The sequence below is a fragment of the Micromonospora sp. NBS 11-29 genome (assembly GCF_002140155.1).
In the GTDB taxonomy this organism is placed as follows: Bacteria; Actinomycetota; Actinomycetes; order Mycobacteriales; family Micromonosporaceae; genus Micromonospora.
The window spans coordinates 180,462-205,648 of sequence record NZ_NAPR01000003.1 but is presented as its reverse complement, the minus strand read 5'-3'; the positions used below and the strand labels follow the sequence as shown (position 1 = coordinate 205,648).

The window sequence follows — 25,187 nt, the reverse complement described above, 5'->3', positions numbered from 1 at the left end:
TGCGCCGCTGTGGTTGACTCAGACGTGGAGGCGTTCAGGCGGCTGGTGCCCCTCCCGGTCTTCAAAACCGGTGTGGTCCGGGACCCGGGCCAGGCGGGTTCGATTCCCGTCCGTCTCCGCCACCAACCGTCCCGGGGGAGCGTCGATGCGTGAGGTCGACCCGCGTCGGCGCGTGCCGCGCACCGACGTGCTGCTCGCCGACCCGGCGCTGGCGGCCGCCGCCGGCACGTTCGGCCGTGACCGGGTCAAGGCCGCGATCGTCGCCGCCCAGGACCGCGCCCGCCGCGGCGAGATCACCCCCGATCAGGTACGCGACGCGGCGCTGGCCGGTCTGCCCGCCCGCACCCCGCGACCGGTGCTGAACGCCACCGGCGTGGTGCTGCACACCAACCTCGGCCGGGCCCCGCTCGCGACGGCCGCCGTGGACGCCCTCGTCGCCGCCGCCGGGCACACCGACGTGGAACTCGACCTGGCCACCGGCCGGCGGGCCCGACGCGGCCGGGAGGCGCTGGACGCGCTCGCCGCCGCCGTGCCCGACGCGGCCGCCGTGCACGTGGTCAACAACGGCGCCGCCGCGCTGGTGCTGGCCGCCACCGCGCTCGCCGCCGACCGGGAGATCGTGGTCAGCCGTGGCGAGCTGGTCGAGATCGGCGACGGGTTCCGCCTGCCCGACCTGCTGGCCAGCACCGGCGCCCGGCTGCGCGAGGTGGGCACCACCAACCGCACCACCCGGGCCGACTACGCGGCCGCGATCGGCCCGCGCACCGGTTTCGTGCTCAAGGTGCACCCGTCGAACTTCGTGGTCACCGGCTTCACCTCGGCGGTGCCGGTGGCCGAGCTGGTCACGCTCGGCGTGCCGGTGGTCGCCGACATCGGCTCCGGGCTGCTCGCTGGCGACCCGCTGCTGCCCGACGAGCCGGACGCCGCCACCACGCTGCGCGCCGGCGCGCACCTGGTCACCGCCAGCGGCGACAAGCTGCTCGGCGGGCCGCAGGCCGGGCTGCTGCTCGGCGCCGCCGACCTCGTCGAACGGCTGCGCCGGCACCCGCTGGCCCGGGCGCTGCGGGTGGACAAGCTCACCCTCGCCGCGCTCGCCGCCACCCTGCACGCGGCGACCACACCGACCCGGCAGGCGTTGCACGCCGACCCGGGCCGGCTGCGCGACCGGGTCGAGCGGCTGCGCGACCGCCTCGGCGCCGACGGCTGCAAGGCCGAGGTGGTGCCGGTGGCCGCCGTGGTCGGCGGGGGCGGCGCGCCCGGGGTGGAGCTGGACTCGTGGGCGTTGAGCCTGCCCGAGCGGTACGCGGCGCCGCTGCGCACCGGTGACCCGGCGGTCCTCGGCCGGGTGCTGCACGGCCGCCTCCTGCTGGACCTGCGGGCCGTGCCGGCGCACGCCGACGACCGCGTCCGCGCGGCGGTGCTGCGCGTGGCGGGCTGAGCCGATGTGGGTCGTGGCCACCGCCGGGCACGTCGACCACGGCAAGTCGACGCTGGTGCGGGCGCTGACCGGGATGGAACCGGACCGGTGGGCGGAGGAACGCCGCCGGGGCATGACCATCGACCTCGGGTTCGCCTGGACCACGCTGCCCTCGGGCGGCACGCTGGCCTTCGTCGACGTGCCCGGACACGAGCGGTTCGTGCCGAACATGCTCGCCGGGGTGGGTCCCGCCCCGGCCGCGCTGATCGTGGTCGGCGCCGACGAGGGGTGGATGCCGCAGTCGGCCGAGCACCTGGCCGCGCTGGACGCGCTCGGGGTCGCGTACGGTCTGCTGGCGGTGACCCGCGCGGACCTGGCCGACCCCGGGCCGGCCCTGGCCCGGGCCCGTACGGAGATCGCCGCGACCTCGCTGGGCGAGGTGGAGGCGGTGTCGGTCTCCGCCGTCACCGGCGCCGGCCTGCCCGAGCTGCGCGCCGCCCTGGACCGCCTGGTCGCCCGGCTGCCCGATCCGGCGCGCGACGCCCCGGTCCGGCTCTGGGTGGACCGGGCGTTCACCGTGCGCGGCAGCGGCACGGTGGTCACCGGCACCCTCGGCGGTGGCCGGCTGCGCGTCGGCGACGAACTCGAACTCGCGACCACCGGCGAGCCGGTGCGGGTCCGTGGCCTGCACTCGCTGGGCGCGGCGCGGCCCGAGGTCGACGCGGTGGCCCGGGTCGCGGTGAACCTGCGCGGCCTGCCCCGGGAGCGGATCGGGCGCGGCGACGCGCTGCTGCGCCCCGGCCGCTTCGGCCGCACCGACCTGCTCGACGTGCGCCTGACCGGGGATCCGGCCGCCGACCTGCCGGCCACGCTCATGCTGCACGTCGGCTCGGCGGCGGTCCCGGCCCGGGTCCGGCCGCTGGGCCCGGACACGCTCCGGCTGCGCCTGGCCCGTCCGCTGCCGCTGCTGATCGGCGACCGGGCGTTGCTGCGTGACCCGGGCCGGCACCACGTCGCCGGTGGGGTGACCGTGCTGGACGTGGAACCGCCGCCGCTGCGCCGCCGGGGCGCGGCGGCCGCCCGCGCCACCGTGCTGGCCGGGCTCGACGGGCGACCCGACCCGGCCGGGGAGCTGCGCCGGCGGCGGCTGGTGCGCGCCGGTCAGCTCACCCGGATGGGCGTGCCGTCGGCCGCGCCGCCGGTGGCCGGGGACTGGCTGGCCGACCCCGAGCACTGGCGGGACCTGGGCCGCCGGCTCACCGAGGAGGTCACCCGGTACGCCGCGGAGCAGCCGTTGGCCGCCGGCGTGCCGGTCGACGTGCTGCGCCACCGCCTCGGCCTGCCCGACCGGGCGTTGGTGACGGCGCTGCTGCGCCCACCGCTGCGGCTGCGCGCCGGCCTGGTCACCAGCGTGCCCGCCGGGACGCTGCCCGACCCGGTGNNGCGGGTCCGCGCCGAGTACGGCGACCGGCCGTTCCAGGCCCCCGAGGCGGGCCACCTCGCCGACCTCGGTCTCGGGCCCCGGGAGATCGGCGCCGCCGTACGGGCCGGGGCGCTGCTGCGGCTGGCCGAGAACGTGGTGCTGCTGCCCGGCGCGCCGGACGACGCGGTGCGGGTCCTGGCCGGGCTGCCGCAGCCGTTCACGCTCAGCGCCGCCCGGCAGGCGCTGGGCACCACCCGCCGGGTGGCGGTGCCGCTGCTGGAGCTGCTGGACCGCCGCGGCGACACCCGCCGGCTGCCCGACGACGCCCGCGAGGTCGTCCGCGAGCCGTCCTGACCCCGGCCGTCGTCTTCGGCATACGACAGGCCGGGCGCAAGCCGGTCACCTACCGTGACGCCATGGACCCATCGGCGGTCTGGCGGGACACGAGCCACAAGTGGCGGATCGAGGCGTACCGGGCCCCGGACCTGCGATTCGCCGTCTTCGCCACCAACGGCACCACCGAGTCGGCCCCGCTGTGGCTGTTCGGGATGGCCGCCCTGGCCCGGTGGCTGATGACCCACGGCATCTCCCTGGACGACCTGGAGACGGACTGACCCGGACGGGGGACCGACCACCCGATCCGGCCCGCCGGACCCGCCGCCGACCGTACCGTCCGGGGCGTGAACGACCGAGGACTACGGGTGTTCGTCACCCTGCTCGCCGGGCTCGCGGTGCTCTACTTCGGCGCCACCGGGCACCGTGGCAGCGGCGAGGGCAGCGGCGTCTCCGGCGGCGTGGTGCTGCTGGCCCTGCTCGCCTCGCTGCTGGCCTGGCACCTCACCCGGCCCGGCCCGGCCAAGTGAGCCGACCGCTCAGCCGGCCGCCGCGGCGGTGCGGCTCACCTCGCCGGCCGACTCCTCGCCGAGCGCCACCCGCACCAGCGCCGACGCCAACCGCCCGAAGTCGGCCTCCCCGACCAGCCCGACCAGGCCGCCCGGGTTCGCCGGCAGGCCCAGCCGCCGCGCCCCGGCCAGCGTGCGCCGGTCGGCGTACGGGCGCACGTCCGGCCAGACCGTCTGCGCCTCGCGCAGGAAGATGTCCGCCCCGGTCGGGCCGATGCCGGGGAACTCGGTGAGCCGCCGCCGCAGCACCGCGCGGTCCGCGCCGGCCTCCCGGTGCAGCCGGCGCAGGTCGCCGTGCCACCGGTCCAGGCAGAGCCGGGCGCCGGTGCCCAGCATGGTCGCGGTCCGCTCGTCGTAGCGCCGGTAGTGGCCCCGGCCCAACGCGTCGACCCGGTCCTGCCAGCTCGCCGCCTCCATCGCCTGCGGGGTACGCCAACCGGCGTCGAACAGCTCCCGCGCCGCGGCCACCGCCACGCCCGCCCGGATCCGGGTGCTCAGCAGCGTGGTGAGCACCAGTAGCTGGTAGAGCGGGCCGGGCCGGTCCGCGAGCGTGATCCCGGCCTCCTCCGCGTACGTGCGGGACTGCCGGTCCAGCAACGCCCGCGCCACGCTCCGATCATCCGGCATGGCATCGGGATACCCGCCCGGGGCCGACCCAGACCCACGCGCCGCGCCGGAATGCGCCGGGCGGCGACGGGTACCCCGACCAGGTGCGCGGTCGACGCCGCGCGCCCACCGGGAAGGAGAGACCCGTGGTCAAGCCGCAGCAGGAGGAGTTGCGCCGCAACGATCTCGGCGCGACCAGTCAGGACAGTCGCAAGGCCGCCACCGGGGCGGGCGGGAATCCGCGCCACGGTGGCACGTCCAACGCCGACGTGGGCCGGCCGGTGCCCAGGGGGCAGGTGTCGCCGTACGGCCCGGCCGGCGAGCCGGTGGCCGAGGACACCAGCGACAGCTAGCCGCGCCGCGACGACGGCCGCAGCCGCCGCCAGGTGGCTGCGGCCGCCACCCCGTACGCCAGGTGCGGCACCAGGTCCGACGCCCAGTCGATCCGACGCCAGGTCCGCGGGTCGGTCACCCCGAGCAGGGTCATCGAGCTGTCCGAGACGGCCATCACCCCGCCGCCGAGCAGCGCCACCGCCAGCGGGAACGGCACCCGTCGGTGGGCGGCGAACAGACCGTACGCGGCCCCGGCGGCGATGCCGGTGGCGTAGCCGAGCACCGGCCCGAGGCCGGCCTGGCGTTTCGCCGCCTCCTCGGCGGGCCCCAGACTGACGTGCGCCACCTTGGCCAGCCGGCCGGCGGTGGTCTCCGGCGTGGTGCTGGCCGGCCGGGCCCGCACCGTCATGTCGAAGTAGCTGACCACATTCAGCACGGCGCTGCCGACGGCGCCCACGATGGCGCCGTCGACCATGGCCGTCCCCCTCACTTCGGGTCGCCCGGTTCGCGTTCGCCCTTGGGCCCGTAGGTCCGTTCGCCCCGGACGATGCCGCGCTGACCCCGGTCGTCCTGCAGGGTCCGGTTGGCCACCCGGTTCGCCTCCTGGTCGGCGGCCCGCCCGGACTGCTCGACGAGGTCGCGCAACCGTGCCCGCTGCTTGTCGTACGCGTTGCTGCCCGGCCGTGGTCCCGGCATCGCTACCTCCTGAGGTCGCTGTCGGTGTCGGCACCGTCTACCCGTCGCGCACGGGACCAACCGTGTCAGTCGGGCGCGCGGACCACCGCCACCGGGCAGTCCGCCCGGTGCAGCACCCCCTGGCTCACCGAGCCGAGCAGCAGCCCGCTCAGCTCGCCGCGACCCTGCCGTCCGACCACCAGCAACTGGGCGTCGCGGGCGGCCCCGGTCAGCGCCGCGACCGGCCGGGCGTGCACCACCGCACGGGTCACCGGCACGTCCGGCCAGCGCTCCTCGATCCCGGTGAGCGCCTCGGTGAGCACCTGGTACTCCTCGCCCCGCAGCTCCCCCTCCTCGTACACCAGGGGTTGCATGTCGCCGGCGCCGTGGGAGGCCGGGTGGGTGTAGGCGTGCACCGCGTGCAGCCGGGCCCCGCGCGTGGACGCGGTCGCGGCGGCGAACTCGACCGCCGCGCGGGACAGCTCCGAGCCGTCCACCCCGACGACCACCGGGCCGGCCGGGCGGTCCGCGCCGCGGGCGATCAGGACGGGGCAGTCCGCGTGCGCGGCGACCTGCACCGCGACCGACCCGAGCACCAGCGCGGCGAACCCGCCGAGGCCCCGGTCGCCGAGCACCACCAGGGCCGCGGCGGGGGACTCGCCGAGCAGCACGGCGGCGGCCTCCCCGTCGATGATCTCGCCGGTGATCCGCAGCCCGGGGCACTCCGCCTGCGCCTGGGTGACCGCCTCGGCCACCAGCCGCTCGGCCTGGTGGCGCAGGCCGGCGCCGGGCGGCGCCTGCGCGGGCGCCGACACGGGCACCCGCAGCAGCGGCCAGATGAAGCCGTGCACCACCCGCAGCGGGCGGTGGCGGCGGTCGGCCTCGCGCGCCGCCAGGCGTACGGCCCGTGACGCCGCCTCCGACCCGTCCACGCCGACCACCACGGCCGCGCCGTTCGCCGAGTTCACCCGCCACCTCCTCGTCGCCGGCCGCCCGCGGCCAGTATCGCGGCCGGTGCGGCCCGGCCGGGGCGATACCGGCCGAGTCGGACGGTCGGTACGCTGACGACCAGCGCCCAGGGAAGGGGCCCTCGTCGATGGCCGAGCCGGACCGACCGAGCACCGCCCGCATGATCGACCACTGGCTGGGCGGCCGGCACCACCGCGCGGTGGACGTGGCCGCGGCCGCCGCGTTCGAGGCGGCGTACGGGCCGTGCCAGGCGATCTTCCGTTCGCTGCGGGACTTCCTCGGCCGGGCCGTGCGGGCGGTCGCCGCCGAGGGCGTGGACGGTTTCCTGGTCTTCGGCGCCGGCGTGCCGACCCGCGGCAACGTGCACGAAGTGGCGCCGGAGGCGACCGTCCTCTACACCGACATCGGCACCGTCGACCGGGCGCAACTGCACCGGTTCGTGCCGGGGTGGGGGAGGAGGCCGGTGGGCCAGCCGGGACCGGTGCCGGACGCGTTCTTCGGCGCGCTGGCGGTGCGCCCGGCCGGCTGAGTCGAGGCCCGTGCGCCCCCGCGTTCGGTGTCGGCCGTCCTCCGTATGATGTTTGCCCTGTAGCAATAGTCGTCATCGGAGGATGAACATGCCGGAGGCGTCCGGATCGGTGTCGCGTGCCCTGCGCACGGCGCCACCCGACCAGTTGGTGGAGACCGCGGACGCGGTGCTGCGCCAGACGCTCGGCGCCGTGCGGGCGGAGGTGTTCGTCGCCGACTACCGCTCCAGCGGGCTCTGGCCGGTGCTCGACCCGGAGCGGCCCGACGGCGGCACGCTGCTGTCGCACGGAGTGCCCCAGCGCTGCTTCAGCAGCCAGCAGCCGGTGCTGGACCCGGCGGACGACGGCCGCTGCCGGGCCTACCTGCCGCTGTCGGTGTGGGGGGAGCGGCTGGGCGTGCTGATGGTCGAGCTGCCGGGGGTGCCGGACACGGCGACGGTGGAGGCGGCCCGGGACGCCGCCGGTGAGCTGGCGTTGGCGATCCGCGCCGCCGACCGGGAGACCGACCGCTACCGCCGGGCGCGCCGGCGCGAACGGCTGAGCATGGCCGCGGAGATGCAGTGGGATCTACTGCCCGGGCGCAGCGTCCGGCACGGCGACGTGCTGCTCGCCGGGCAGCTCGAACCGGCGTACACGGTCGGCGGGGACCACTTCGACTGGTCCGTCGACGGCGACCGTCTCACCGTGACGGTGCTCAACGGCACCGGCACCGGCCTGGCCGCGTCGCTGCTCACCGCGGTGACCGTGAACGCCATGCGCAACGCGCGTCGCTCCGGCGGCAGCCTGGTCGAGCAGGCGGAGCTGGCCTCGGACACGATCTTCTACCAGCACCGGGGGAGCCGGTACGTGGCCACGCTGCTGCTGGAGCTGGACGACCGGCGGGGCGTGGTGCGGGCGGTGGACGCCGGGTCGCCGCACGTGCTGCGGCTGCGCGGTGGCCGGGTCACCCCGGTCACGCTGGAGCAGCAACTGCCGCTGGGCATGTTCGCCGAGACCCGCTACGCGGTCCAGGAGTTCACTCTGGAGCCCGGTGACCGCCTCTTCGTGGTCAGCGACGGGGTGTACGCGGCGGAGCCGGACGAGCAGGAGCCCTACGGCGCGCGGGCCATGGCGCGGACGATGCGGTCCACTCGGTTGCAGCCGGCCACTGAGGCAGTTGGTACGGTGATGCGCGAACTGCACGCGTACCACGCCGACGCGGACCTCCGCGACGACGCGGTCGTCGTCTGCCTGGACTGGCGCGGTTCCAGCCGGTCGGACGACATCACGGGGCAGTGACCGGAGCGGCGGAGCGAACACGAGCGGGACGATCGCAGGGGACAGCGGGTGGAGCGACCTCCGAATCTTGCCGCGGCCGTCGAGGCGGCCGCCGAGGCGCTCATCGGTGTGCTTGAGTCGGCCACGTCGCGGCACAACGTCAGCGTCTCGCCCACCCAGTTGCGGGTGCTGTCGCTGATCATGTCCCATCCGGACACCAACGTGAACCGGCTGGCCGAGCTGCTGGACGTGGTGCCGTCGTCGGCGAGCCGGCTCTGCGACCGGCTGGAGGCGGTCGGTCTGCTGCGCCGGGTGGCCGAGCCGCGGGACCGGCGCGAGGTGCGGCTGGTCCCGACCGCCGCGGCCGAGCGGCTGCTGCGCGAGTTGCAGGAGCGGCGGCACCGGGCGGTGCAGGCGGTGCTCGACCGGATGCCGAACAGGGTGCAGCACGAGCTGCTGCTGGCGCTGCTCGCGTTCGGTCAGGCGGCGAGCATGGCCGCACCGCCGACGGGTGCCGAGTCCTCCACCGCCCGGACGGCCTGACCGGCCGCGTGTCCACCTATTGTCCTAGGATGCATTAGCGGCTGTGACGGTCGACACCCACGGCAGACTGACCGATCACGCAGCGCGCCGGCCGGGGCACCGCGTCGAGCCCGATATAGTGGCAGCGCAACTGGCCGGCCCATGATCGGCAACGATGGTGGGCCGCATCGGGGAGGCGCCGGCGTCTGACCGGCCGGCAACGCGCACGTTCCTCCGGCGGCCGCTCGTTCGGCTGCCGGACCGTGCTGCGGAGGGAGGGTTCGGTGTCGCGTCGACCGGCTCCGACGGAGCAAGGGGATTCGGCGACGACCGCGGGCGACCGCGTTCTCACCTTGCCCAACCTGATCAGCTTCGTCCGGCTCCTGGGCGTGCCGCTGTTCCTCTACCTCTTCCTGGTCGCCCGGGCCGACGTGGTCGCCATCGTGGTGCTGGCCGTGGGCGGCACCAGCGACTGGGTGGACGGCTGGATCGCGCGCCGGCTCCGGCAGGTGAGCCGGTTGGGTGAGCTGCTGGACCCACTGGCCGACCGGCTGTACATCCTGGCCACGCTGCTCGCGTTCACCGCCCGCGACGTCGTGCCCTGGCAGTTCACCGGGGCGCTGCTGGCCCGTGAGGTGCTGCTGCTGGCCTCGCTGGGGGTGCTGCGTCGCCACGGCTACGGGCCACCCCCGGTGCACTACGTGGGCAAGACCGCCACGTTCCTGCTGCTGGCGGCGTTCCCGCTCCTGCTGCTGGCCGACGCCGCGCCGGGCGTGGCGACCGCGGCCGGCGCGATCGGCTGGGGGTTGGCCTGGTGGGGGTTGGTCCTCTACTGGGTGGCCGGCGCGATGTACGTGGTGCAGGCCCGCCGGCTGGTGCGGGCGATGCGGGTGCGGCGAGCGGGAGCCGCGGCGTGAGCGCGACGCCGCGCGACGGGGATCGGGATCCGTCGTCGCGGGTGTATGCGCCGGACTTCCTGACCGAGCTGTTCCGCAATCCGCTGGACCCGGGGTATTCGGACGCGGCGGCCCGCCGCGCGGCGGGCCCGGTGTCGCGGGTGCGGCGGGTGCTGGGCCGGCCGGTGAGCCTGGTGGTCCTGACGGTGATCGGGTTCCTGTTCGCGGTGGCGTACCGGGAGACGATGGCGGAGGAGCCGAGCCGGGCGACGGCGCGGGCCGGCCTGATCGCGGAGATCAAGCAGCGGGAGGCGGAGACCGACCGGTTGACGGCGCGGGCGGAGCAGTTGCGTGTGGAGGTCGGTCGGCAGCGGGACGCGGCGTTGAGTGGTTCGCAGGCGTCGCGGTTGCGTCGTCTGGAGGCGGGCACGGGTCTGGGTCGGGTGCGGGGGGACGGTGTGGTGGTGCGGTTGGCGGACGCGCCGCGCGACAAGGACGCGGTGACGGGTGCGGAGGCGGGTCCGTCGCAGGTGTTGTACTCGGATCTGCAGAAGGTGGCGAACGACCTGTGGGCGGCGGGCGCGGAGGCGGTGGCGATCAACGGGCAGCGGTTGACGGCGACGTCGACGATCCGGGAGGCCGGTGAGGCGATCCTGGTGGACTACCGGCCGGTGACGAGTCCGTACGAGGTGCAGGCGATCGGGCCGGGGTCGATGCGGGACCGGTTCGACGGCAGCCGGGCGGCGGCGTTGATGCGGGAGGTGGCGCGCACGACGGGGTTGTCGTTCGGGGTGAAGGAGGTCGAGGACCTCACCCTCCCGGCGGCTCCTGAGCCACGGCTACGCTACGCCGGGTCTCCGGTGGAGCCGAGTCCGCGGGTGTCGGGTTCGGGTGTCGCCGGTTCGTCCAGTCCCGGGCCGTCCGGCTCGGGTGTTTCTCCCAGCCCTTCCGGAGGTGGCCGATGATCGCGGTGCTGGCGTTGCTCGCCGGTGTGGTGCTCGGGGTGTATCTGGATCCCACGGTGCCGGCGGCGTTGCAGCCGTATCTGCCGATCGCGGTGGTGGCGGCGTTGGATGCGGTGTTCGGTGGGGTGCGGGCGAAGCTGGACCGGATCTTCGACGACAAGCAGTTCGTGGTGTCGTTCATCTCGAACGTGCTGGTGGCGGGTCTGATCGTGTATCTGGGTGACCAGTTGGGCGTGGGTGGTCAGTTGTCCACGGGTGTGGTGGTCGTGCTCGGCGTGCGCATCTTCGGAAATGTGGCGGCGATCCGCCGGCACCTGTTCCGGGCGTAGGTTGGTGGCGATGAGCGAGGAGCAGCGGGAGACGGGTACGGGGTGGCCGCAGCCGGCGGAGCCGGTGCGGCCGGAGGGTCCGGCGGGGGAGCCGGATCCGCGTCCGGACGCGCCGGATGCGGACGAGTTGAGCCCGTTGGCGCCGGTGGGGCCGCTTGAGCCGCCGGAGCCGGTGGAGCGGGAGGACGTGCCGGCGCCGGCGGAGGAGCCGGGTGCGTCGGCCGAGCGGGTGCCGGTGTCGCGGCGGTTGACGTCGGCGGGCGCGATGATCGCGGTGTTGTTGGCGTTGTTGGGTTTCACGTTGGTGGTGCAGTTGAAGACGACGTCGACGGATCCGACGCTCGCGGCGACGCGGGAGGAGGATCTGGTGCGGATCTCGTCGGATCTGGATTCGCGGGAGCGGCGGCTGCGGCAGGACATCGAGGCGTTGGAGGACAGTCAGCGGCAGTTGCGCTCGGGTGAGCTGGGTCGGCAGGCGGCGTTGGAGGAGGCGACGCGGCGGGCGGACGAGCTGGGCATCCTGGCGGGGACGTTGCCGGCGGTGGGGCCGGGTCTGGCGGTGCGGTTCTCGGGGCCGCAGAAGGCGACGTCGTCGATCCGGATCCTGGACGCGGTGCAGGAGTTGCGGGGTGCGGGTGCGGAGGCGATGCAGATCGAGGGCGCGGACGGCTCGGCGGTGCGGATCATCGCGTCGACGTATTTCGTGGACGGGTCGGGTGGGTTGGTGGTGGACGGGCGGCGGTTGAGTGCGCCGTACACGATCCTGGTGATCGGTGATCCGGCGACGATGCGTACGGCGTTGAACATTCCGGGCGGGGTGGTCTCGGCGGTGGGGGACGCCGGCGGTAACGTGACGTCCGAGGATCGTGAGGCTGTGGAGGTTTCGCAGTTGCACGCGCCGATCAAGCTGGATCACGCCCGGCCGGTTTCCTGACCGGTCGCGGCGGCGCCGGTTCTTCCGGTGCGCCGATGACGAAGGACGCTGTGGTGATTCCTGAGGATCTGCGGTACACCGCCGAGCACGAGTGGGTGGTCGGCGGTGGCGATGGTGTCGTCCGTGTCGGTATCACGCATTTCGCGCAGGACGCTCTGGGTGACATCGTGTTCGTGCAGTTGCCGGACTCCGGTGCGGTGGTGGCGGCGGGCGAGTCGCTGGGTGAGATCGAGTCGACGAAGAGCGTGTCGGAGATCTACGCGCCGTTGAGTGGCACGGTGGCGGCGCGCAATGAGGCGTTGGCCGACACCCCTGAGGTGATCAACACGGATCCGTACGGTGCGGGGTGGTTGGTGGAGATCACTCCGGATGATCCGGCGGCGGTCGAGGGTTTGTTGACCGCTGGTGCGTACCGCGAGCTCACCGAGAGCTGAGTTCGTGTCGTGCCGGGCGGCGGGGTTGGTTCCGCGCGTCCGGTTGCCCTGCATTTCGGCGCTGGCTAGGCTCGCCCAGTCGACCGAGAACCAATAGTTTGAGCGTTGTGGAATGCGCCTTCCCGGGCACGGGGAGCCAGCCGCCGGGTGTGGGTTTGCCCGGCGGCCAGACCCGCCAATTCCCCGACGCCGACCGAACAGATCCGTGAGGTGGTCCCATGACGCGCCCAGACGACGAGTTCCCCCCACTCGACGTCACTTCGACGCTCAATCTCGGTTCGCTCGACGAAGTGCTGGAGGGGCCGGACACCGATGTGGTGCCGAGCCGCATGTCCGGCTCGTTGCCGCCGGGAATGGCGTTGCTGGTGGTTCGCCGGGGCCCGAATGCGGGTGCCCGGTTCCTGTTGGACCACGATGTGACGACGAGTGGGCGGCACCCGGACAGTGACATCTTCCTCGACGACGTGACGGTGTCGCGGCGGCACGCGGAGTTCCATCGGGACGGTGGCACGTTCACGGTGCGGGACGTGGGTAGTTTGAACGGCACGTACGTGAACCGGGAGCGGGTCGAGGCGGCGACGTTGAGCAACGGTGACGAGGTGCAGATCGGTAAGTTCCGGGTGGTGTTCATCGCCGGTCCGCGCCCGGAGGAGGAGGCCGGCCGGGGGTGAACGAGCCTGCGGCTTCGATGCCGTCCGAGTCGGCGCGTGCGCCTGGGCTGATGAGTATCGGCGAGGTGTTGGCGCAGTTGCGGGCGGAGTTTCCGGACGTCACGATTTCGAAGTTGCGGTTCCTGGAGGCTGAGGGCCTGGTGGAGCCGCAGCGGACGCCGTCGGGTTACCGCAAGTACGGCTGGGACGATGTGGCGCGGCTGCGGTTCGTGTTGTCCGCGCAGCGGGATCGGTATCTGCCGTTGCGGGTGATCCGGGAGCAGTTGGCGGAGTGGGACTCCTCGGCCGGGCCGTCGTCGGGGCGGGGGCGGCCGAATCTGGTGGCGGTCGGTCCGGGTGGTGAGGTGCCGGGTCGGGAGTCGGTGGAGCCGGTCGGGTCGCCGGAGGTGCGGCTGGACCGGACGGAGTTGGTGTCCCGCAGTGGGGTCGACGAGTCGACGTTGGTCGAGTTGGAGCGGCTCGGTGTGCTGGTGTCGGATCCGCCGGGGTGGTACGACGCGGATGCGTTGATCATCGCGAGTGCGGTGGCGGGGCTGGCGGCGTACGGGTTCCAGCCGCGGCATCTGCGGGCGTACCGGTCGGCGGCGGATCGTGAGGTGGGTTTGTTCGCGCAGTTGGTGGCGCCGTTGGCGCGGCAGAGTGATCCGGCGGCGCGGGCGCGGGCGGCGGAGACGGCGCGGGAGTTGATGGCGTTGTCGCAGCAGTTGCACGCGGCGTTGGTGCGGGTGGGGCTGCGTTCGACGTTGGGTCGGTGAGGTGTGGTCGAAGGGCCGGGTGCCGTGGGGTGCCCGGCCCTTCGTCGTGGGTGGGCGCGGGAAGATCGGGTGGGTGGAGCGTGCCGTAGGCTTGCCGGGGTAAGCCCGTCCGTCGAGGCGTGGTGCACGTAGCGCGTGGGACTGTCGTGTCCTGGTCCGTGTACCGTGCAGGGAGCGGCGCGGTGCGAAGGTGACGACGACACGGAGGCGGCGGTGCGCGAGCTGAGCGTGGTCGGAGTTCGGGTGGAGTTGCCCAGCAATCAGCCGATCGTCCTGATGCGGGAGGTCGAGGGTGACCGCTATCTGCCGATCTGGATCGGTGCGGTCGAGGCGACGGCCATCGCTTATGAGCAGCAGGGGGTCAAGCCGGCGCGGCCGTTGACTCATGATCTTCTGCGGGATGTGTTGGCGGCGTTGCAGGCGCCGTTGCGGGCGGTGGAGATCACCGAGTTGAAGGAGAACGTCTTCTACGCGGATCTGTTGCTCGGTGACGGGGTGCGGGTGTCGGCGCGGCCGAGTGACTCGATCGCGTTGGCGTTGCGGGTGGGTGCGCCGATTCGTTGTGCGGAGGAGGTCCTCAGTGAGGCGGGGATCGTGATCCCGGACGAGCAGGAGGACGAGGTGGAGAAGTTCCGCGAGTTCCTGGAGCAGGTGCGGCCGGAGGATTTCGCGGGTTGAGTGGTGCCCGGCCGGGTGGTCGGGGTGCACGGCGGCGGTTGTCACGGTGGGTGGCGGCTGGCCGCCGTGTATGCGTGTGGGGGTGGTGGCGCGGCGTGTCGGGTGTCTCCTGCCGGTGTTGTCCGGGGTTCGGCGTTAGGGTTGCCGTGTCGAGGGGTGCGCGTACGGGGAGTCGGCGCGGCACCGCCACGGGCGGGGAGGTTGGTCCGGATGCACGAGCCGCGGGATCCTGGTCCGAGTTCGGGGCAGCAGCAGGCGGGTGTGGGGCCCGAGTCGGTGGTTGACGGTGAGGTGGGTTACCGGGGTGTGACCGCGTGTTCGGCGGTGGGCATCAGTTACCGGCAGTTGGACTACTGGGCGCGCACGTTGCTGGTGGTGCCGAGTGTGCGGGACGCGTCGGGGTCGGGGACGTCCCGGTTGTATTCGTTTCGCGACCTGGTGGTGTTGAAGGTCGTGAAGCGGTTGTTGGACGCCGGGGTGTCGTTGCAGAACATCCGTAAGGCGATCGAGGCGTTGCGGTCGCGTGGGGTGGACGATCTGGCGGGCATCACGTTGATCTCCGACGGGACGACGGTGTACGAGTGCCGGTCGCCGGAGGAGGTGGTCGACCTGTTGCAGGGTGGCCAGGGGGTGTTCGGCATCGCGATCGGTGGGGCGTTCAAGGAGATCCAGGGTTCGTTGTCGCATCTGCCGGCGGAGCCGGTGGGTGGGCCGGAGGTGGGTGCGGCGGAGGTGGAGCCGGATCCGGGGTCGGTGGGTGACGAGTTGGCGGCGCGTCGGGCGCGTCGTCGGGCGGGGTGATTCGTCGGCGTCTCGTGCATGGGATCGCGTCGTGGCTTTTCGGCCCGGCGCGATCTGTCGTTTGGGTGACGGTGGGTGGGGTTCGCCCGGCGGGGGGCGCTGGTCGGGGTGGTGGGGGTGGTTCGGGGGTTGACGGTGTGTGGTGGTGCGTTGTCGGGACGGGGCGTTCGGGCGGGCGGGGGCGCGTATGGTCCGGGGCGGTCGCCGGTGTGTCGATGTTCTCGGGCCGGCGGGTGACGTCCGTGCCGCGGTGGTGCGGCGGGTTGCTGCCGGGGAGGGCCGAGGATGACGGTGTTCGAGCGGGTGGGTGGCGCGTCGGCGGTGCGGGCGGTGGTGGAGTTGTTCTACGAGCGGGTGTTGGCGGATGCGGAGGTGGCCGGCTATTTCACGGGTGTGGACATGGCCGCGCAGCGACGGCATCTGGCGTCGATGTTGACGGTGGTGTTGGGTGGCCCGGACGGGTACACGGGTCGTGGGTTGTCCGAGGCTCATCAGCGGTTGGGGGTCACCGACGGGCACTACGCGCGGGTCGGTGAGCATTTGACGGCCGCGTTGGCGCAGGTGGGTGCGCCGGCGGAGGTGGTCGCCGAGGTGCGGGTGGTGTTGGGGCGGGTACGGGACCAGGTCGTGTCGGCGGGTCCGCCACGAGCGTGACGTGGGGGCGTGGTCGGGTTACGCGGGCGGTGTGGCGCTCAGCGCGGTGACCGCGTCGGCGATCGGGGTGTCGCCGGCGACGAGTTCGACGGTGTGTCCGGCGGTGGCGGGGGCGTACAGCAGGGCGAGCAGCACCCGGGCGACGTCGGTGCGGCTGACCGCGCCGGGGGTGACGTGGCGGGCGAGGGTGATGCGGCCGGCGGGTGCGTCGTCGGTGAGGCGGCCGGGGCGTAGCACGGTGACGTCGAGGTCCCGTCCGGTGATGTCGTCTTCGGCGGCTTTCTTGGCCCGCAGGTACGCCGTCCACACGTCGTCGGTGCCGGTGGGTGGGTCGTCGACGCCCATGGAGGAGACGAGCAGGTAGCGGCGGACGCCGGCGCGGGTTGCGGCGTCGGCGAGGAGCACGGCGGCGCCCCGGTCGACGGTGTCCTTGCGGTCGGGGCCGCTGCCGGGCCCGGCGCCGGCGGCGAAGACCACCGCGTCGGCGTCGGTGAGGTGGCTGGCGAGGGTGTCGGCGTCGGTGTGTTCCAGGTCGCAGACGACGGGTTCGGCGCCGGCGGCGCGTAGCGCGGCGGCGTGGTCGGCGTTGCGGATCAGCCCGAGCGCGGTGTCGCCCCGCCCGGCGAGTTCCCGTTCGAGCAGCTTGGCGATTTTCCCGTGCCCTCCGGCGACGACGACGCGCATACCCCTCAACCTAGCGGCCTCGCCTGCGGCCCGCCGGCCGACCAGCGTGGTTGATCATGAGGTTGGCGGTGTGACACGCCGGGCGGAGGGCCGTCAACTTCATGATCGACGAGGTGGGGGTGGGTGGGGTGGGGGTGGGCGAGGGAGCATGGGAGGGTGACGGATGCGTTCGAGGCGTTGACGGGGTTGGTGGCGGCCGGCGGGGTGGTGGTCCTCAGCGGGGCGGGCCTGTCCACGGAGTCGGGCATCCCGGACTATCGGGGTGCCAGTGGGGTGGCGCGTCGGCACACGCCGATGACGTTGCAGGAGTTCACCCGGGATGCGGCGGCGCGGCGGCGGTACTGGGCGCGCAGTCACCTGGGGTGGCGCACGATCGCGCGGGCGGCGCCCAACGACGGGCATCGGGCGGTGGCCGGGTTGCAGCGGGCGGGGCTGCTCGACGGGATCGTCACGCAGAACGTCGACGGTTTGCACACCGCGGCGGGGGCGGTGGGGGTGGTCGAGTTGCACGGCCGCCTGGACGAGGTGACGTGTGTGGACTGCGGTAACGGCACGGGTCGCGACGAGCTGCACCGGCGGTTGACCGAGGCGAACCCGGGGTTCGACGCGCGGGTGGCGCGTGTCAATCCCGACGGGGACGTCGACCTGCCCGACGAGGCGGTGGCGGGGTTCCGGCCGGTGGACTGCGGGGTGTGCGGCGACGGGATGTTGAAACCGGATGTGGTGTTCTTCGGCGAGACGGTGCCCGCGCCCCGGGTGGCCCGGTGTTTCACCCTGGTCGAGGGGGCGCGGGCGGTGTTGGTGCTCGGGTCGTCGTTGACGGTGATGTCGGGGCGCCGGTTCGTGTTGCGCGCCGCGAAGCTCGGCATCCCGGTGGGGATCGTCAACCAGGGCGCCACCCGCGGCGACGGGTACGCGGCGGTGCGGGTGGACGCGCCGCTGGGTGTCACCCTGACGGCGTTGGCGGCCGAGCTGGCGGCGCCGGCGGCCGCGCCGGTGTGATCAACGCGGCAGGACATGAGCCGGAAACACGGCCGCTGGTAGCGTGTGGGGCGCCGGTACCACCCACGTGGGAGAGACCGTCGACCCGACGGCGCCGAAGGGGCAGATTCTCCCCGGAACCTCTCAGGCAAAAGGACCACGTGGGCAGGCGCTGTGGAGCGCGTCAGCGCGACTCAGGGGGAGGCCGATCCGTCGACCTCGCCCCCGCTAGGAGCGCCGCGCATGACCGCAGAGCAGTTCGCCGACCGGCACATCGGGCCCGGCCCGGACGACGAGCGCCGCATGTTGGAGGCCGTCGGCTACGGCTGCGTCGACGAGTTGATGGACGCCGCGATCCCCGAGGTGATCCGCTGGCACGGCACCCTTGATCTGCCCGCCCCGGCGAGCGAGCGGGAGGCGATCGCGGAGTTGCGTGCCCTGGCGGCCCGTAACACCGTGGCGGTGTCGATGATCGGCCTGGGTTACCACGGCACGCACACCCCGGCGGTGATCCGCCGCAACGTGTTGGAGAACCCGGCCTGGTACACGGCGTACACGCCGTATCAGCCGGAGATCAGCCAGGGGCGGCTGGAGGCGTTGCTGAATTTCCAGACCATGGTCACCGACCTGACGGGGCTGGCCACGGCGAACGCGTCGATGCTCGACGAGGGCACGGCCGCGGCGGAGGCGATGACGCTGGCGCGCCGGGCGTCGAAGAGCACGAGCCGGGTGTACGTGGTGGACGCGGACGCGTTGCCGCAGACCATCGCGGTGATCGGCAGTCGCGCGGAGCCGCTGGGCATCGAGGTGCGGGTGCTCGACGTCGAGCGCGACGAGTTGCCGGCGGAGTTCTTCGGTCTGCACCTGCAGTACCCGGGGGCGTCCGGTGCGGTGCGCGACCACGCGCCGCTGGTGCAGGCGGCGCACACCGTCGGGGCCCTCGTCACGGTGGCGGCGGATCTGTTGGCGTTGACGTTGCTGCGCCCGCCGGGGGAGGTCGGCGTGGACATCGCCGCCGGCACCACGCAGCGTTTCGGCGTACCGATGGGGTTCGGTGGGCCGCACGCCGGTTACCTGGCGGTGCGCGCGGGCCTGGAGCGGATGTTGCCGGGCCGCCTGGTCGGGGTGTCGCGTGACGTGGACGGGAACCCGGCGTACCGGTTGGCGTTGCAGACCCGTGAGCAGCACATCCGGCGGGAGAAGGCGACCAGCAACATCTGCACCGCGCAGGTGCTCCTGGCGGTGATGGCCGGGATGTACGCCGTCTACCACGGTCCGGACGGGCTGCGGGCGATCGCCCGGCGTACCCATGAGGCGGCTGCCCGGTTGGCGGCGGGGCTGCGCGCCGGGGGCGTGCCGGTCGCGGACGTCGCGTTCTTCGACACCGTCACCGCGACGGTGCCGGGCCGGGCCGCCGACGTGGTGGCCGCCGCGGCGGCGCGCGAGGTGAACCTGCGGCTGGTCGACGCCGACCGGGTCGGGATCTCGTGCGACGAGACGACCACGGCGGCGCACCTTCAGGCGGTGTGGGCGGCGTTCGGCGTCGCCGGCGTCGACGCCGACGTGGACGCGGGCCTGCCCGACGGCCTGGTCCGCACGTCGGACTTCCTCACCCATCCGGTGTTCCGCACCCACCATTCGGAGACGGCGATGCTGCGCTACCTGCGCCGGTTGGCCGACTTCGACTACGCCCTGGACCGGGGCATGATCCCGTTGGGGTCGTGCACGATGAAACTGAACGCCACCACCGAGATGGAACCGATCACCTGGCCGCAGTTCGCGCACCTGCACCCGTTCGCGCCGGCCGAGCAGACCGCCGGGTACCGGGAGTTGATCGCCCAGTTGGAGGGGTGGCTGGCGGAGGTCACCGGCTACGACGCGGTCAGCGTGCAACCCAACGCCGGGTCGCAGGGGGAGTTGGCGGGGTTGCTGGCGATCCGCGCCTACCACCGTGACCGTGGGCAGGGTCACCGGGACGTGTGTCTGATCCCGTCGTCGGCGCACGGCACCAACGCGGCGTCGGCGGTGATGGCCGGGATGCGGGTGGTGGTGGTCGGCTGTGACGGCGACGGCAACGTCGACTTGGTGGACCTCGACGCGAAGGTCGACAAGCATCGGGACGCCCTGGCGGCGATCATGGTGACGTATCCGTCGACGCACGGGGTGTACGAGACGGGCATCGCGCAGTTGTGCGCGAAGGTCCACGACGCCGGCGGTCAGGTGTACGTCGACGGGGCGAACCTCAACGCCCTGGTCGGGTTCGCCAAGCCGGGTAAGTTCGGGGCGGACGTGTCGCACCTGAACCTGCACAAGACGTTCTGCATTCCGCACGGTGGTGGCGGTCCCGGGGTCGGGCCGGTGGCGGTGCGGGCACATTTGGCGCGGTTCCTGCCCGGCGACCCGACGGGTGCGCCGGTGGACGGGCGGCCGGCGATCTCGGCGGCCCGGTACGGGTCGGCGGGGATCCTGCCGATCCCGTGGGCGTACCTGCGGATGATGGGCGCGTCGGGTCTGGCCCGGGCCACCGGCGTGGCGGTGTTGGCGGCGAACTACGTGGCGGCGCGGCTGCGCCCGCACTTCCCGGTGCTGTACGCCGGCAACAAGGGCCTGGTGGCGCACGAGTGCATCCTGGACCTGCGGCCGTTGACGAAGGCGACCGGGGTGAGCGTCGACGATGTGGCGAAACGGCTGATCGACTACGGTTTCCACGCGCCGACGATGTCGTTCCCGGTGGCGGGGACGCTGATGGTGGAGCCGACCGAGAGCGAGGACCTGGCGGAGCTGGACCGGTTCTGCGACGCGATGATCGCGATCCGCGCGGAGATCGACCAGGTGGCGTCGGGGCGGTGGCCGGCGGGGGACAACCCGCTGTCGAACGCGCCGCACACCGCGGCGATGGTGTCCGCCGATCAGTGGCCGCACCCGTACCCGCGGTCGGTGGGCGCCTACCCGGCGGCCACGGACCGGGTCGGGAAGTACTGGCCGCCGGTGCGGCGCATCGACGGCGCGTACGGCGACCGGAACCTGGTCTGCTCGTGCCCCGCGCCGGAGGCGTTCGAGGACTGAGCGTGTCGCGCCGGGGCGGTGGGGTCACGGCCGCCCCGGCCGGTACGCCGACCGGGGTGGCCGGCGCGTACGCTCACGACGCTGCGTGATCGAGGTCAGGCGACGAGGGCGTGGCGGGCCGGCCCCCGGTGCGGCGCGATGGTCCGCCCGTCGGGGAGCAGCTCACCGGTGTCCTCGAAGACGATGACGCCGTTGCAGAGCAGGCTCCAGCCCTGCTCAGGGAAGCAGGCGAGAACGCGGGCGGCCTCGCGGTCGGTCGCGTCGGCGGAGGGGCAGGTGGGCTGGTGCTGACACATCGGGTTCTCCGGACTGTGGGGGCACTGTGTCATGGTTCACATGACCAGTGACGCACAGTACCAAGCGGAACCGTCCGGCATCGAGCAAGGATGCGGCTTGTTCACCCAGAATCGGCTGAACGGATGATCCGGGTCGGACCAGACGTCGTGGAAGCGCTCCCACAGGTGGAGGTCGATGTTCCCGGTGTGCCGCCCGAATGCCGCCGCCGGCTCGTCGAGACCGCCCGCCTGCACTGGTCGATCGGCGACGGCGGCGACCCCGCCGACCTGGCACAACGCTTCCTCGCCGCGCACGGCGTCACCCACGACGACCTGTCGCGCCCCGGTCGCCACGACCCCGGGGCCGCAGTGTGCGGCGCCGCGCTGTACCTGTCCGCCGCCGCCGGCGCGTACGCCATCGGCGTGTCGCCCGGCGCACCGAGTCCCGCGCCGGCGCTGCCCGACCTGGTCGTGGTCGTCTACCACCACACCGACCGCCCGGCCGCACCCCGGCCGCCCACCCCGGCACCGTGGCGGCTCGGCGGCTGGCGCGACAGCTGGACCCCGGCCGACCACGCCGCCGCCGTCGGCGCGGTCCGCGACGCCATCGCCCACGGCGACGTCTACCAGGTCAACGTCGTCGGCCACGCCGCCGCCGGCTACACCGGCGATCCGCTGCCCGCGCTGGCCCGCCTCGCCGCGCTGCCCGGCGCCCGCTACGGCGGCACCCTGCACGGCCCCGGCTGGGCGCTCGGCTGCGCCTCCCCGGAAACCCTCGTCGCCGTCGAGCACGGCCGGCTGGTCACCCGCCCGATCAAGGGCACCCGCCCGGCCACCGCCGCCGGACGCCGCGACCTGCTCGCCTCGGCGAAGGAACGAGCCGAACACGTCATGATCGTCGACCTGGAACGCAACGACCTGGCCCGCATCGCCCGCACCGGCTCCGTGCGCGTCGACGAGCTGTTCGCCGNGGGCCCCCGCCGACGGCCTCGGCCTGGCCGACCTGCTGCGCGCGGTGTGCCCCGGCGGGTCGGTCACCGGCGCGCCCAAACACGCCGCCCTGTCCCACATCGCCGCGCTGGAACCGGTCGGACGCGGCGCGAGCATGGGCGCGCTCGGCTGGGTCGGACCCGACCGCCTCGACCTGGGCCTGACCATCCGCACCGCCGCCGCCGACGCCGACCTGCTGCACCTGTGGGCCGGCGGCGGCATCACCTGGGACAGCGACCCGGCCGCCGAGGTCGCCGAGGCCGCCGCCAAGGCCGCCCCGATCCGCGCCCTGCTCGCCGGCTGACAGGCCCGTCCCGGCCGCCCGGCCCCGGACCCGCGCGGCGACTCTCAGCCGGCGGCGAACGCGTCCAGGGCGGCGACCACCCGCTCGCCGATGCCGTGCCCGCCGCCGTGCCCGCCGGACTCCACGATCTCCAGCCGCGCGTCCGGCCAGTCCCGGGTCAGCAGCCACGCGATGTCCGGCGGGCCGCTGACGTCCAGCCGGCCCTGCACCAGCACCCCCGGAATGCCCGCGAGACGGCCCGCGTCGCGCAGCAACTGCCCGTCGGGCAGGAACCCCCGGTTGGCGAAGTAGTGCGTCACCAGCCGGGTGAACCCGTACCGGAAGACCGGGTCGGCGAACCGGGGATCCGGCGCGTACCCGCCCGCGAGGGACACGTGCACGTCCTCCCAGTCGCACCAGTCCCGCGCCGCCTGATCCCGCACCGCCGGGTCCGGGTCGGCGACCAGCCGGGCGTACGCGGCCGACAGGTCACCGCCGCGGTCGGCCTCGGGCACCCCCTCACGAAACCGCGCCCACTCCTGCGGGAAGACCCGCCCCATGTCCCGGGTCACCCACTCGATCTCACGGCTGGTGGTGGCGACCACGCTGAACAGCACCAGCGCGCTCACCCGATCCGGATGCCGTTGCGCGTACGCCAGCGCCAGCGACGACCCCCACGACGCGCCGCACAGCAGCCACCGGTCGATCCCCAGGTGTACGCGCAGCAGCTCCATGTCGGCCAGCAGATGCGCGGTGGTGTTCACCGACAGGTCGGTGGTCGGATCCGACGCCGGGGGAGTGCTGCGCCCGCAGCCACGCTGGTCGAACAGCACGATCCGGTACGCGGCCGGGTCGAACAGCCGCCGCCACGACGCGCCCGCCCCGGAGCCGGGGCCGCCGTGCACCACCAGCGCCGGCCGGCCATCAGGGTTGCCGCACGTCTCCCAGTACACGCGCTGCCCGTCCCCGACATCCACCATGCCGTGGGCGTAGGGCTCGATCGGTGGATACATCAGCGGCCTCCCCGGACAGACACAACAGCGCTGTTACATTAGTGGACGTGACCGGCCCCCACCGCGACGCCCTCGGCACCCTGCTACGCCACGTCCTGGACATCCTCGACAGCGACGTCGCCGCCGTCCACCACCGCCTCGGCCTCACCGACTACCGGCCCCGCTACTCACCGGTCGTACGCGCGCTCGCCGCCGACGGCCCACTGCCCATCCGCGACCTCGCCGCCCGCGTCGGCGTCACCCACTCCGCCGCCAGCCAGACCATCGCCCAGATGCGCCGCGCCGGCCTCGTCGACCTGCGCCCCGGCGCCGACGCCCGCCACCGCATCGTCACCCTCACCGACCGCGCCCGCGCCCTGCTACCCGCCGTCGAAGCCGAATGGGCCGCCACCACCGCCGCCGTACGCCACCTCGACACCGAACTGCCGACACCCCTGGCCGACGAGCTGCACGCCGTCCTCGCCGCCCTACGCCGCCGGCCCCTCCGCGACCGCATCACCGACACCGGACTGCTCGACACCCCACCGGACACCCGGGAACGGTAAGCAACGGATAGCCTTCCGGACATGACTATGCGCCCCATCCGGATCATCGGCGACCCCGTGCTGCGCACCCCCAGCGAACCCGTCACCAGCTTCGACGCCGAACTGCGCGCCCTCGTCACCGACCTGATGGACACACTGCTCGGCGCACCCGGGCGCGCCGGCGTCGCCGCACCCCAGATCGGCGTCAACGCCCAGGTGTTCGTGTACGACGCCGACGGCCACCGCGGCCACCTGGTCAACCCCACCCTGCAAGTGTCCGACGAACTCCAGGACGACGAAGAAGGCTGCCTGTCCATCCCCGGCCTGTACTTCCCGACCCCCCGCGCGCTGCACGCCACCGCCCACGGCCACGACCAGCACGGCGAACCGCTCACCATCACCGGCAGCGGCTTCCTCGCCCGCGCCCTGCAACACGAAACCGACCACCTACGCGGACGCCTCTACGTCGACACCCTGCGCGGCGACACCCGCCGCCGCGCCCTACGCGAAATCCGCGCCGGCCGATTCGACTCACCCAGCCGCAGCCACTGACGTCAACGCGCACTCGGTGAACCCGGCCACCCGGGAAAACCCCAACCGCTCATACAACCGCACCGCCGCGGCGTTGTCCGCCCGCACGTTCAACACCACATGATCCACCGACGCGCGCAACCGGGCGCACAACGCCGCCACCACACCCGCACCCAACCCACGCCCCCGCACCTCCGGATGCGTCGTCACGTTCCCCAGCGCCGCCACCCGCCACCGCGGCGAGAACACATGCACCCCCGCCACCGCCACCAGCCGGCCACGCTCCCGCACACCCACGTACTGGCCCGTCTGAAGCATCCGCGCGTCGAACCAGTTCCCCGGATACGCCACCGCGTACAACCCGGCCAACTCCGCCGCGTCCGCCAGCCCCAACGGCTCACCCACCACCGGCACCGCCGCCAGCCGACCCGGATCCGTCAACGCCATCCGATGATGCGCCGCCGCCTGCGACACCACGAACCAGCGGCCCAACGTCGCCTCCAGACCGGGGGACAGATGCGCCCACATCCGCGCCGGCAACACCGGCACCGCCTCCACCAACAACCCGGCCAACTCCGCCACCCGACCCGGCGCCGCGAACGCCAACAACGTCGGCAACGCCACCCCGTGATACAGCAACACCACCTGGTCGCCACGCCGGAACCACGACGTGTACGGCCAGAAGAAATCATCCAGATCACCCAACTGGTACGCGTGCAACACCGGATCCCGACCCAACAACCCGGCCAACACCGCCCGATCGTGCTCCGCCCGCACCGCCACCGCGATCAGCCCGCCACCCACTGGTCGTAACCCAACCGCGCCACCAACGCCAACACCACCACCAGCAACACCACCCGCACGAAACCCGCACCACGACGCAACGCCATCCGCGCACCCACCATCGCCCCCACCACGTTGCACACCGCCATCGCCGCACCCAACAACCACCACACATGCCCGGTCAACCCGAACACCACCAACGCACCCAGATTCGTCCCCGCATTCACCACCTTCGCCATCGCCGACGCGTGCACGAAATCCGAACCCAGAAGCGCCGTGAACGCCAACACCAGGAACGTCCCCGTACCC

At 73.6% G+C, this 25,187-nt stretch carries 30 protein-coding genes, 1 tRNA gene, 2 pseudogenes and 1 riboswitch; of the genes and pseudogenes, 24 read left to right on the top strand and 9 right to left on the bottom strand.

Features of this window, described 5'->3' with window-relative positions; all coding sequences use genetic code 11:
• Positions 1-26 precede the first annotated feature (26 nt).
• From B1205_RS29475 to B1205_RS02225, 5 genes are all read left to right on the top strand, one after another.
• Positions 27-122: transfer RNA gene (locus tag B1205_RS29475), tRNA-Sec, on the top strand.
• A gap of 23 nt (positions 123-145) precedes the next feature.
• Positions 146-1,438: an L-seryl-tRNA(Sec) selenium transferase gene (gene selA, locus B1205_RS02240; protein ID WP_089154074.1), complete on the top strand. Its 1,293-nt coding sequence runs from the start codon at positions 146-148 to the stop codon at positions 1,436-1,438.
• Between the two features lie 4 nt (positions 1,439-1,442).
• Positions 1,443-3,194, top strand: coding sequence for a selenocysteine-specific translation elongation factor (selB, locus tag B1205_RS02235; protein WP_089154370.1), 1,752 nt, complete (start codon positions 1,443-1,445; stop codon positions 3,192-3,194).
• 62 nt (positions 3,195-3,256) lie between these two features.
• The gene (locus B1205_RS02230; protein ID WP_089154073.1) at positions 3,257-3,454 is read left to right on the top strand and encodes a hypothetical protein; all 198 of its coding nucleotides are present in this window, start codon (positions 3,257-3,259) and stop codon (positions 3,452-3,454) included.
• 66 nt (positions 3,455-3,520) lie between these two features.
• A complete protein-coding gene (locus B1205_RS02225; RefSeq protein ID WP_089154072.1) occupies positions 3,521-3,703 on the top strand; it encodes a hypothetical protein in 183 nt (60 codons plus the stop codon).
• Between the two features lie 9 nt (positions 3,704-3,712).
• Here B1205_RS02225 and B1205_RS02220 read toward each other — a convergent pair whose 3' ends face one another.
• Positions 3,713-4,369, bottom strand: coding sequence for a hypothetical protein (locus B1205_RS02220; RefSeq protein WP_089154071.1), 657 nt, complete (start codon positions 4,367-4,369; stop codon positions 3,713-3,715).
• A gap of 125 nt (positions 4,370-4,494) precedes the next feature.
• Here B1205_RS02220 and B1205_RS02215 point away from each other — a divergent pair, with 125 nt between their 5' ends.
• Positions 4,495-4,701 carry a hypothetical protein gene (locus B1205_RS02215; RefSeq protein WP_089154070.1) on the top strand — a complete coding sequence of 69 codons (207 nt, stop codon included), beginning with the start codon at positions 4,495-4,497 and terminating at the stop codon, positions 4,699-4,701.
• On the opposite strand, the gene B1205_RS02210 is transcribed toward B1205_RS02215, so the two are convergent.
• The 3 genes from B1205_RS02210 to B1205_RS02200 form a co-directional block, all read right to left on the bottom strand.
• A complete protein-coding gene (locus B1205_RS02210; protein ID WP_089154069.1) occupies positions 4,698-5,171 on the bottom strand; it encodes a hypothetical protein in 474 nt (157 codons plus the stop codon). The two genes, B1205_RS02215 and B1205_RS02210, sit on opposite strands and share 4 nt — an antisense overlap.
• Positions 5,168-5,377: a phosphatidylethanolamine-binding protein gene (locus B1205_RS02205; protein ID WP_089154068.1), complete on the bottom strand. Its 210-nt coding sequence runs from the start codon at positions 5,375-5,377 to the stop codon at positions 5,168-5,170. Before B1205_RS02205 ends, B1205_RS02210 begins: the two co-directional genes overlap by 4 nt.
• Positions 5,378-5,442: 65 nt before the next feature.
• Positions 5,443-6,324 carry a universal stress protein gene (locus B1205_RS02200; RefSeq protein ID WP_089154067.1) on the bottom strand — a complete coding sequence of 294 codons (882 nt, stop codon included), beginning with the start codon at positions 6,322-6,324 and terminating at the stop codon, positions 5,443-5,445.
• A 128-nt stretch (positions 6,325-6,452) separates the two neighbouring features.
• Between B1205_RS02200 and B1205_RS02195 the strand changes: the two are divergent.
• The 13 genes and pseudogenes from B1205_RS02195 to B1205_RS02135 form a co-directional block, all read left to right on the top strand.
• Positions 6,453-6,794, top strand: a pseudogene (locus B1205_RS02195) (SAM-dependent methyltransferase); the annotation flags it as partial.
• Between the two features lie 148 nt (positions 6,795-6,942).
• The gene (locus B1205_RS02190; RefSeq protein WP_089154369.1) at positions 6,943-8,130 is read left to right on the top strand and encodes a PP2C family protein-serine/threonine phosphatase; all 1,188 of its coding nucleotides are present in this window, start codon (positions 6,943-6,945) and stop codon (positions 8,128-8,130) included.
• 48 nt (positions 8,131-8,178) lie between these two features.
• The gene (locus B1205_RS02185) at positions 8,179-8,652 is read left to right on the top strand and encodes a MarR family winged helix-turn-helix transcriptional regulator (RefSeq protein WP_089154066.1); all 474 of its coding nucleotides are present in this window, start codon (positions 8,179-8,181) and stop codon (positions 8,650-8,652) included.
• 263 nt (positions 8,653-8,915) lie between these two features.
• Positions 8,916-9,548 carry a CDP-alcohol phosphatidyltransferase family protein gene (locus B1205_RS02180; protein ID WP_089154065.1) on the top strand — a complete coding sequence of 211 codons (633 nt, stop codon included), beginning with the start codon at positions 8,916-8,918 and terminating at the stop codon, positions 9,546-9,548.
• Positions 9,545-10,492 (top strand): DUF881 domain-containing protein, encoded by a 948-nt coding sequence (locus tag B1205_RS02175; RefSeq protein ID WP_089154064.1) that lies wholly within the window; start codon positions 9,545-9,547, stop codon positions 10,490-10,492. Before B1205_RS02180 ends, B1205_RS02175 begins: the two co-directional genes overlap by 4 nt.
• Positions 10,489-10,821: a small basic family protein gene (locus B1205_RS02170; RefSeq protein ID WP_007071104.1), complete on the top strand. Its 333-nt coding sequence runs from the start codon at positions 10,489-10,491 to the stop codon at positions 10,819-10,821. The genes B1205_RS02175 and B1205_RS02170 overlap by 4 nt, the downstream gene beginning before the upstream one ends.
• Positions 10,822-10,831: 10 nt before the next feature.
• Positions 10,832-11,755 (top strand): DUF881 domain-containing protein, encoded by a 924-nt coding sequence (locus tag B1205_RS02165; RefSeq protein ID WP_089154368.1) that lies wholly within the window; start codon positions 10,832-10,834, stop codon positions 11,753-11,755.
• Between the two features lie 53 nt (positions 11,756-11,808).
• A complete protein-coding gene (gene gcvH, locus B1205_RS02160; protein WP_089154367.1) occupies positions 11,809-12,189 on the top strand; it encodes a glycine cleavage system protein GcvH in 381 nt (126 codons plus the stop codon).
• A gap of 218 nt (positions 12,190-12,407) precedes the next feature.
• Entirely contained in the window at positions 12,408-12,860 is a 453-nt protein-coding gene (gene odhI / locus B1205_RS02155; protein ID WP_007071101.1) for an oxoglutarate dehydrogenase inhibitor Odhl, read from the top strand.
• A gap of 50 nt (positions 12,861-12,910) precedes the next feature.
• Complete coding sequence (gene ftsR, locus B1205_RS02150) at positions 12,911-13,615, top strand: transcriptional regulator FtsR (protein ID WP_176308398.1); 705 nt, start codon at positions 12,911-12,913, stop codon at positions 13,613-13,615.
• A gap of 213 nt (positions 13,616-13,828) precedes the next feature.
• Entirely contained in the window at positions 13,829-14,293 is a 465-nt protein-coding gene (locus B1205_RS02145) for a bifunctional nuclease family protein (protein WP_089154366.1), read from the top strand.
• Between the two features lie 210 nt (positions 14,294-14,503).
• Positions 14,504-15,094: a MerR family transcriptional regulator gene (locus tag B1205_RS02140; RefSeq protein ID WP_176308397.1), complete on the top strand. Its 591-nt coding sequence runs from the start codon at positions 14,504-14,506 to the stop codon at positions 15,092-15,094.
• 285 nt (positions 15,095-15,379) lie between these two features.
• Positions 15,380-15,748, top strand: coding sequence for a group I truncated hemoglobin (locus tag B1205_RS02135; RefSeq protein ID WP_089154061.1), 369 nt, complete (start codon positions 15,380-15,382; stop codon positions 15,746-15,748).
• A gap of 18 nt (positions 15,749-15,766) precedes the next feature.
• Here B1205_RS02135 and B1205_RS02130 read toward each other — a convergent pair whose 3' ends face one another.
• Entirely contained in the window at positions 15,767-16,432 is a 666-nt protein-coding gene (locus B1205_RS02130; RefSeq protein ID WP_089154060.1) for an SDR family oxidoreductase, read from the bottom strand.
• A 156-nt stretch (positions 16,433-16,588) separates the two neighbouring features.
• On the opposite strand from B1205_RS02130, the gene B1205_RS02125 reads away from it, so the two are divergent.
• Both B1205_RS02125 and gcvP read left to right on the top strand, forming a co-directional pair.
• A complete protein-coding gene (locus tag B1205_RS02125) occupies positions 16,589-17,434 on the top strand; it encodes an NAD-dependent protein deacetylase (protein ID WP_089154059.1) in 846 nt (281 codons plus the stop codon).
• 58 nt (positions 17,435-17,492) lie between these two features.
• A riboswitch (glycine riboswitch) is annotated at positions 17,493-17,583 on the top strand.
• A gap of 73 nt (positions 17,584-17,656) precedes the next feature.
• Positions 17,657-20,479, top strand: coding sequence for an aminomethyl-transferring glycine dehydrogenase (gcvP, locus tag B1205_RS02120; RefSeq protein WP_089154058.1), 2,823 nt, complete (start codon positions 17,657-17,659; stop codon positions 20,477-20,479).
• A 95-nt stretch (positions 20,480-20,574) separates the two neighbouring features.
• Here gcvP and B1205_RS02115 read toward each other — a convergent pair whose 3' ends face one another.
• Positions 20,575-20,775 carry a DUF5999 family protein gene (locus B1205_RS02115; protein ID WP_013286363.1) on the bottom strand — a complete coding sequence of 67 codons (201 nt, stop codon included), beginning with the start codon at positions 20,773-20,775 and terminating at the stop codon, positions 20,575-20,577.
• Positions 20,776-20,898: 123 nt separating this feature from the next.
• On the opposite strand from B1205_RS02115, the pseudogene B1205_RS02110 reads away from it, so the two are divergent.
• A pseudogene (locus B1205_RS02110) lies at positions 20,899-22,048 on the top strand (chorismate-binding protein).
• Positions 22,049-22,092: 44 nt separating this feature from the next.
• On the opposite strand, the gene pip reads toward B1205_RS02110, so the two are convergent.
• Complete coding sequence (pip, locus tag B1205_RS02105; protein WP_089154057.1) at positions 22,093-23,040, bottom strand: prolyl aminopeptidase; 948 nt, start codon at positions 23,038-23,040, stop codon at positions 22,093-22,095.
• Positions 23,041-23,087: 47 nt separating this feature from the next.
• Here pip and B1205_RS02100 point away from each other — a divergent pair, with 47 nt between their 5' ends.
• Together B1205_RS02100 and def are read left to right on the top strand one after the other, a co-directional pair.
• Positions 23,088-23,585 carry a MarR family winged helix-turn-helix transcriptional regulator gene (locus B1205_RS02100; protein ID WP_089154365.1) on the top strand — a complete coding sequence of 166 codons (498 nt, stop codon included), beginning with the start codon at positions 23,088-23,090 and terminating at the stop codon, positions 23,583-23,585.
• A 21-nt stretch (positions 23,586-23,606) separates the two neighbouring features.
• A complete protein-coding gene (gene def / locus B1205_RS02095; RefSeq protein WP_089154056.1) occupies positions 23,607-24,116 on the top strand; it encodes a peptide deformylase in 510 nt (169 codons plus the stop codon).
• On the opposite strand, the gene B1205_RS32685 is transcribed toward def, so the two are convergent.
• Positions 24,096-24,899 (bottom strand): GNAT family N-acetyltransferase, encoded by an 804-nt coding sequence (locus B1205_RS32685; protein WP_089154055.1) that lies wholly within the window; start codon positions 24,897-24,899, stop codon positions 24,096-24,098. The two genes, def and B1205_RS32685, sit on opposite strands and share 21 nt — an antisense overlap.
• Positions 24,884-25,187, bottom strand: a 304-nt coding sequence (locus B1205_RS30725; RefSeq protein ID WP_254909646.1) for a TSUP family transporter, incomplete at its 5' end; no start/stop codon positions are given. The genes B1205_RS30725 and B1205_RS32685, both read right to left, overlap by 16 nt.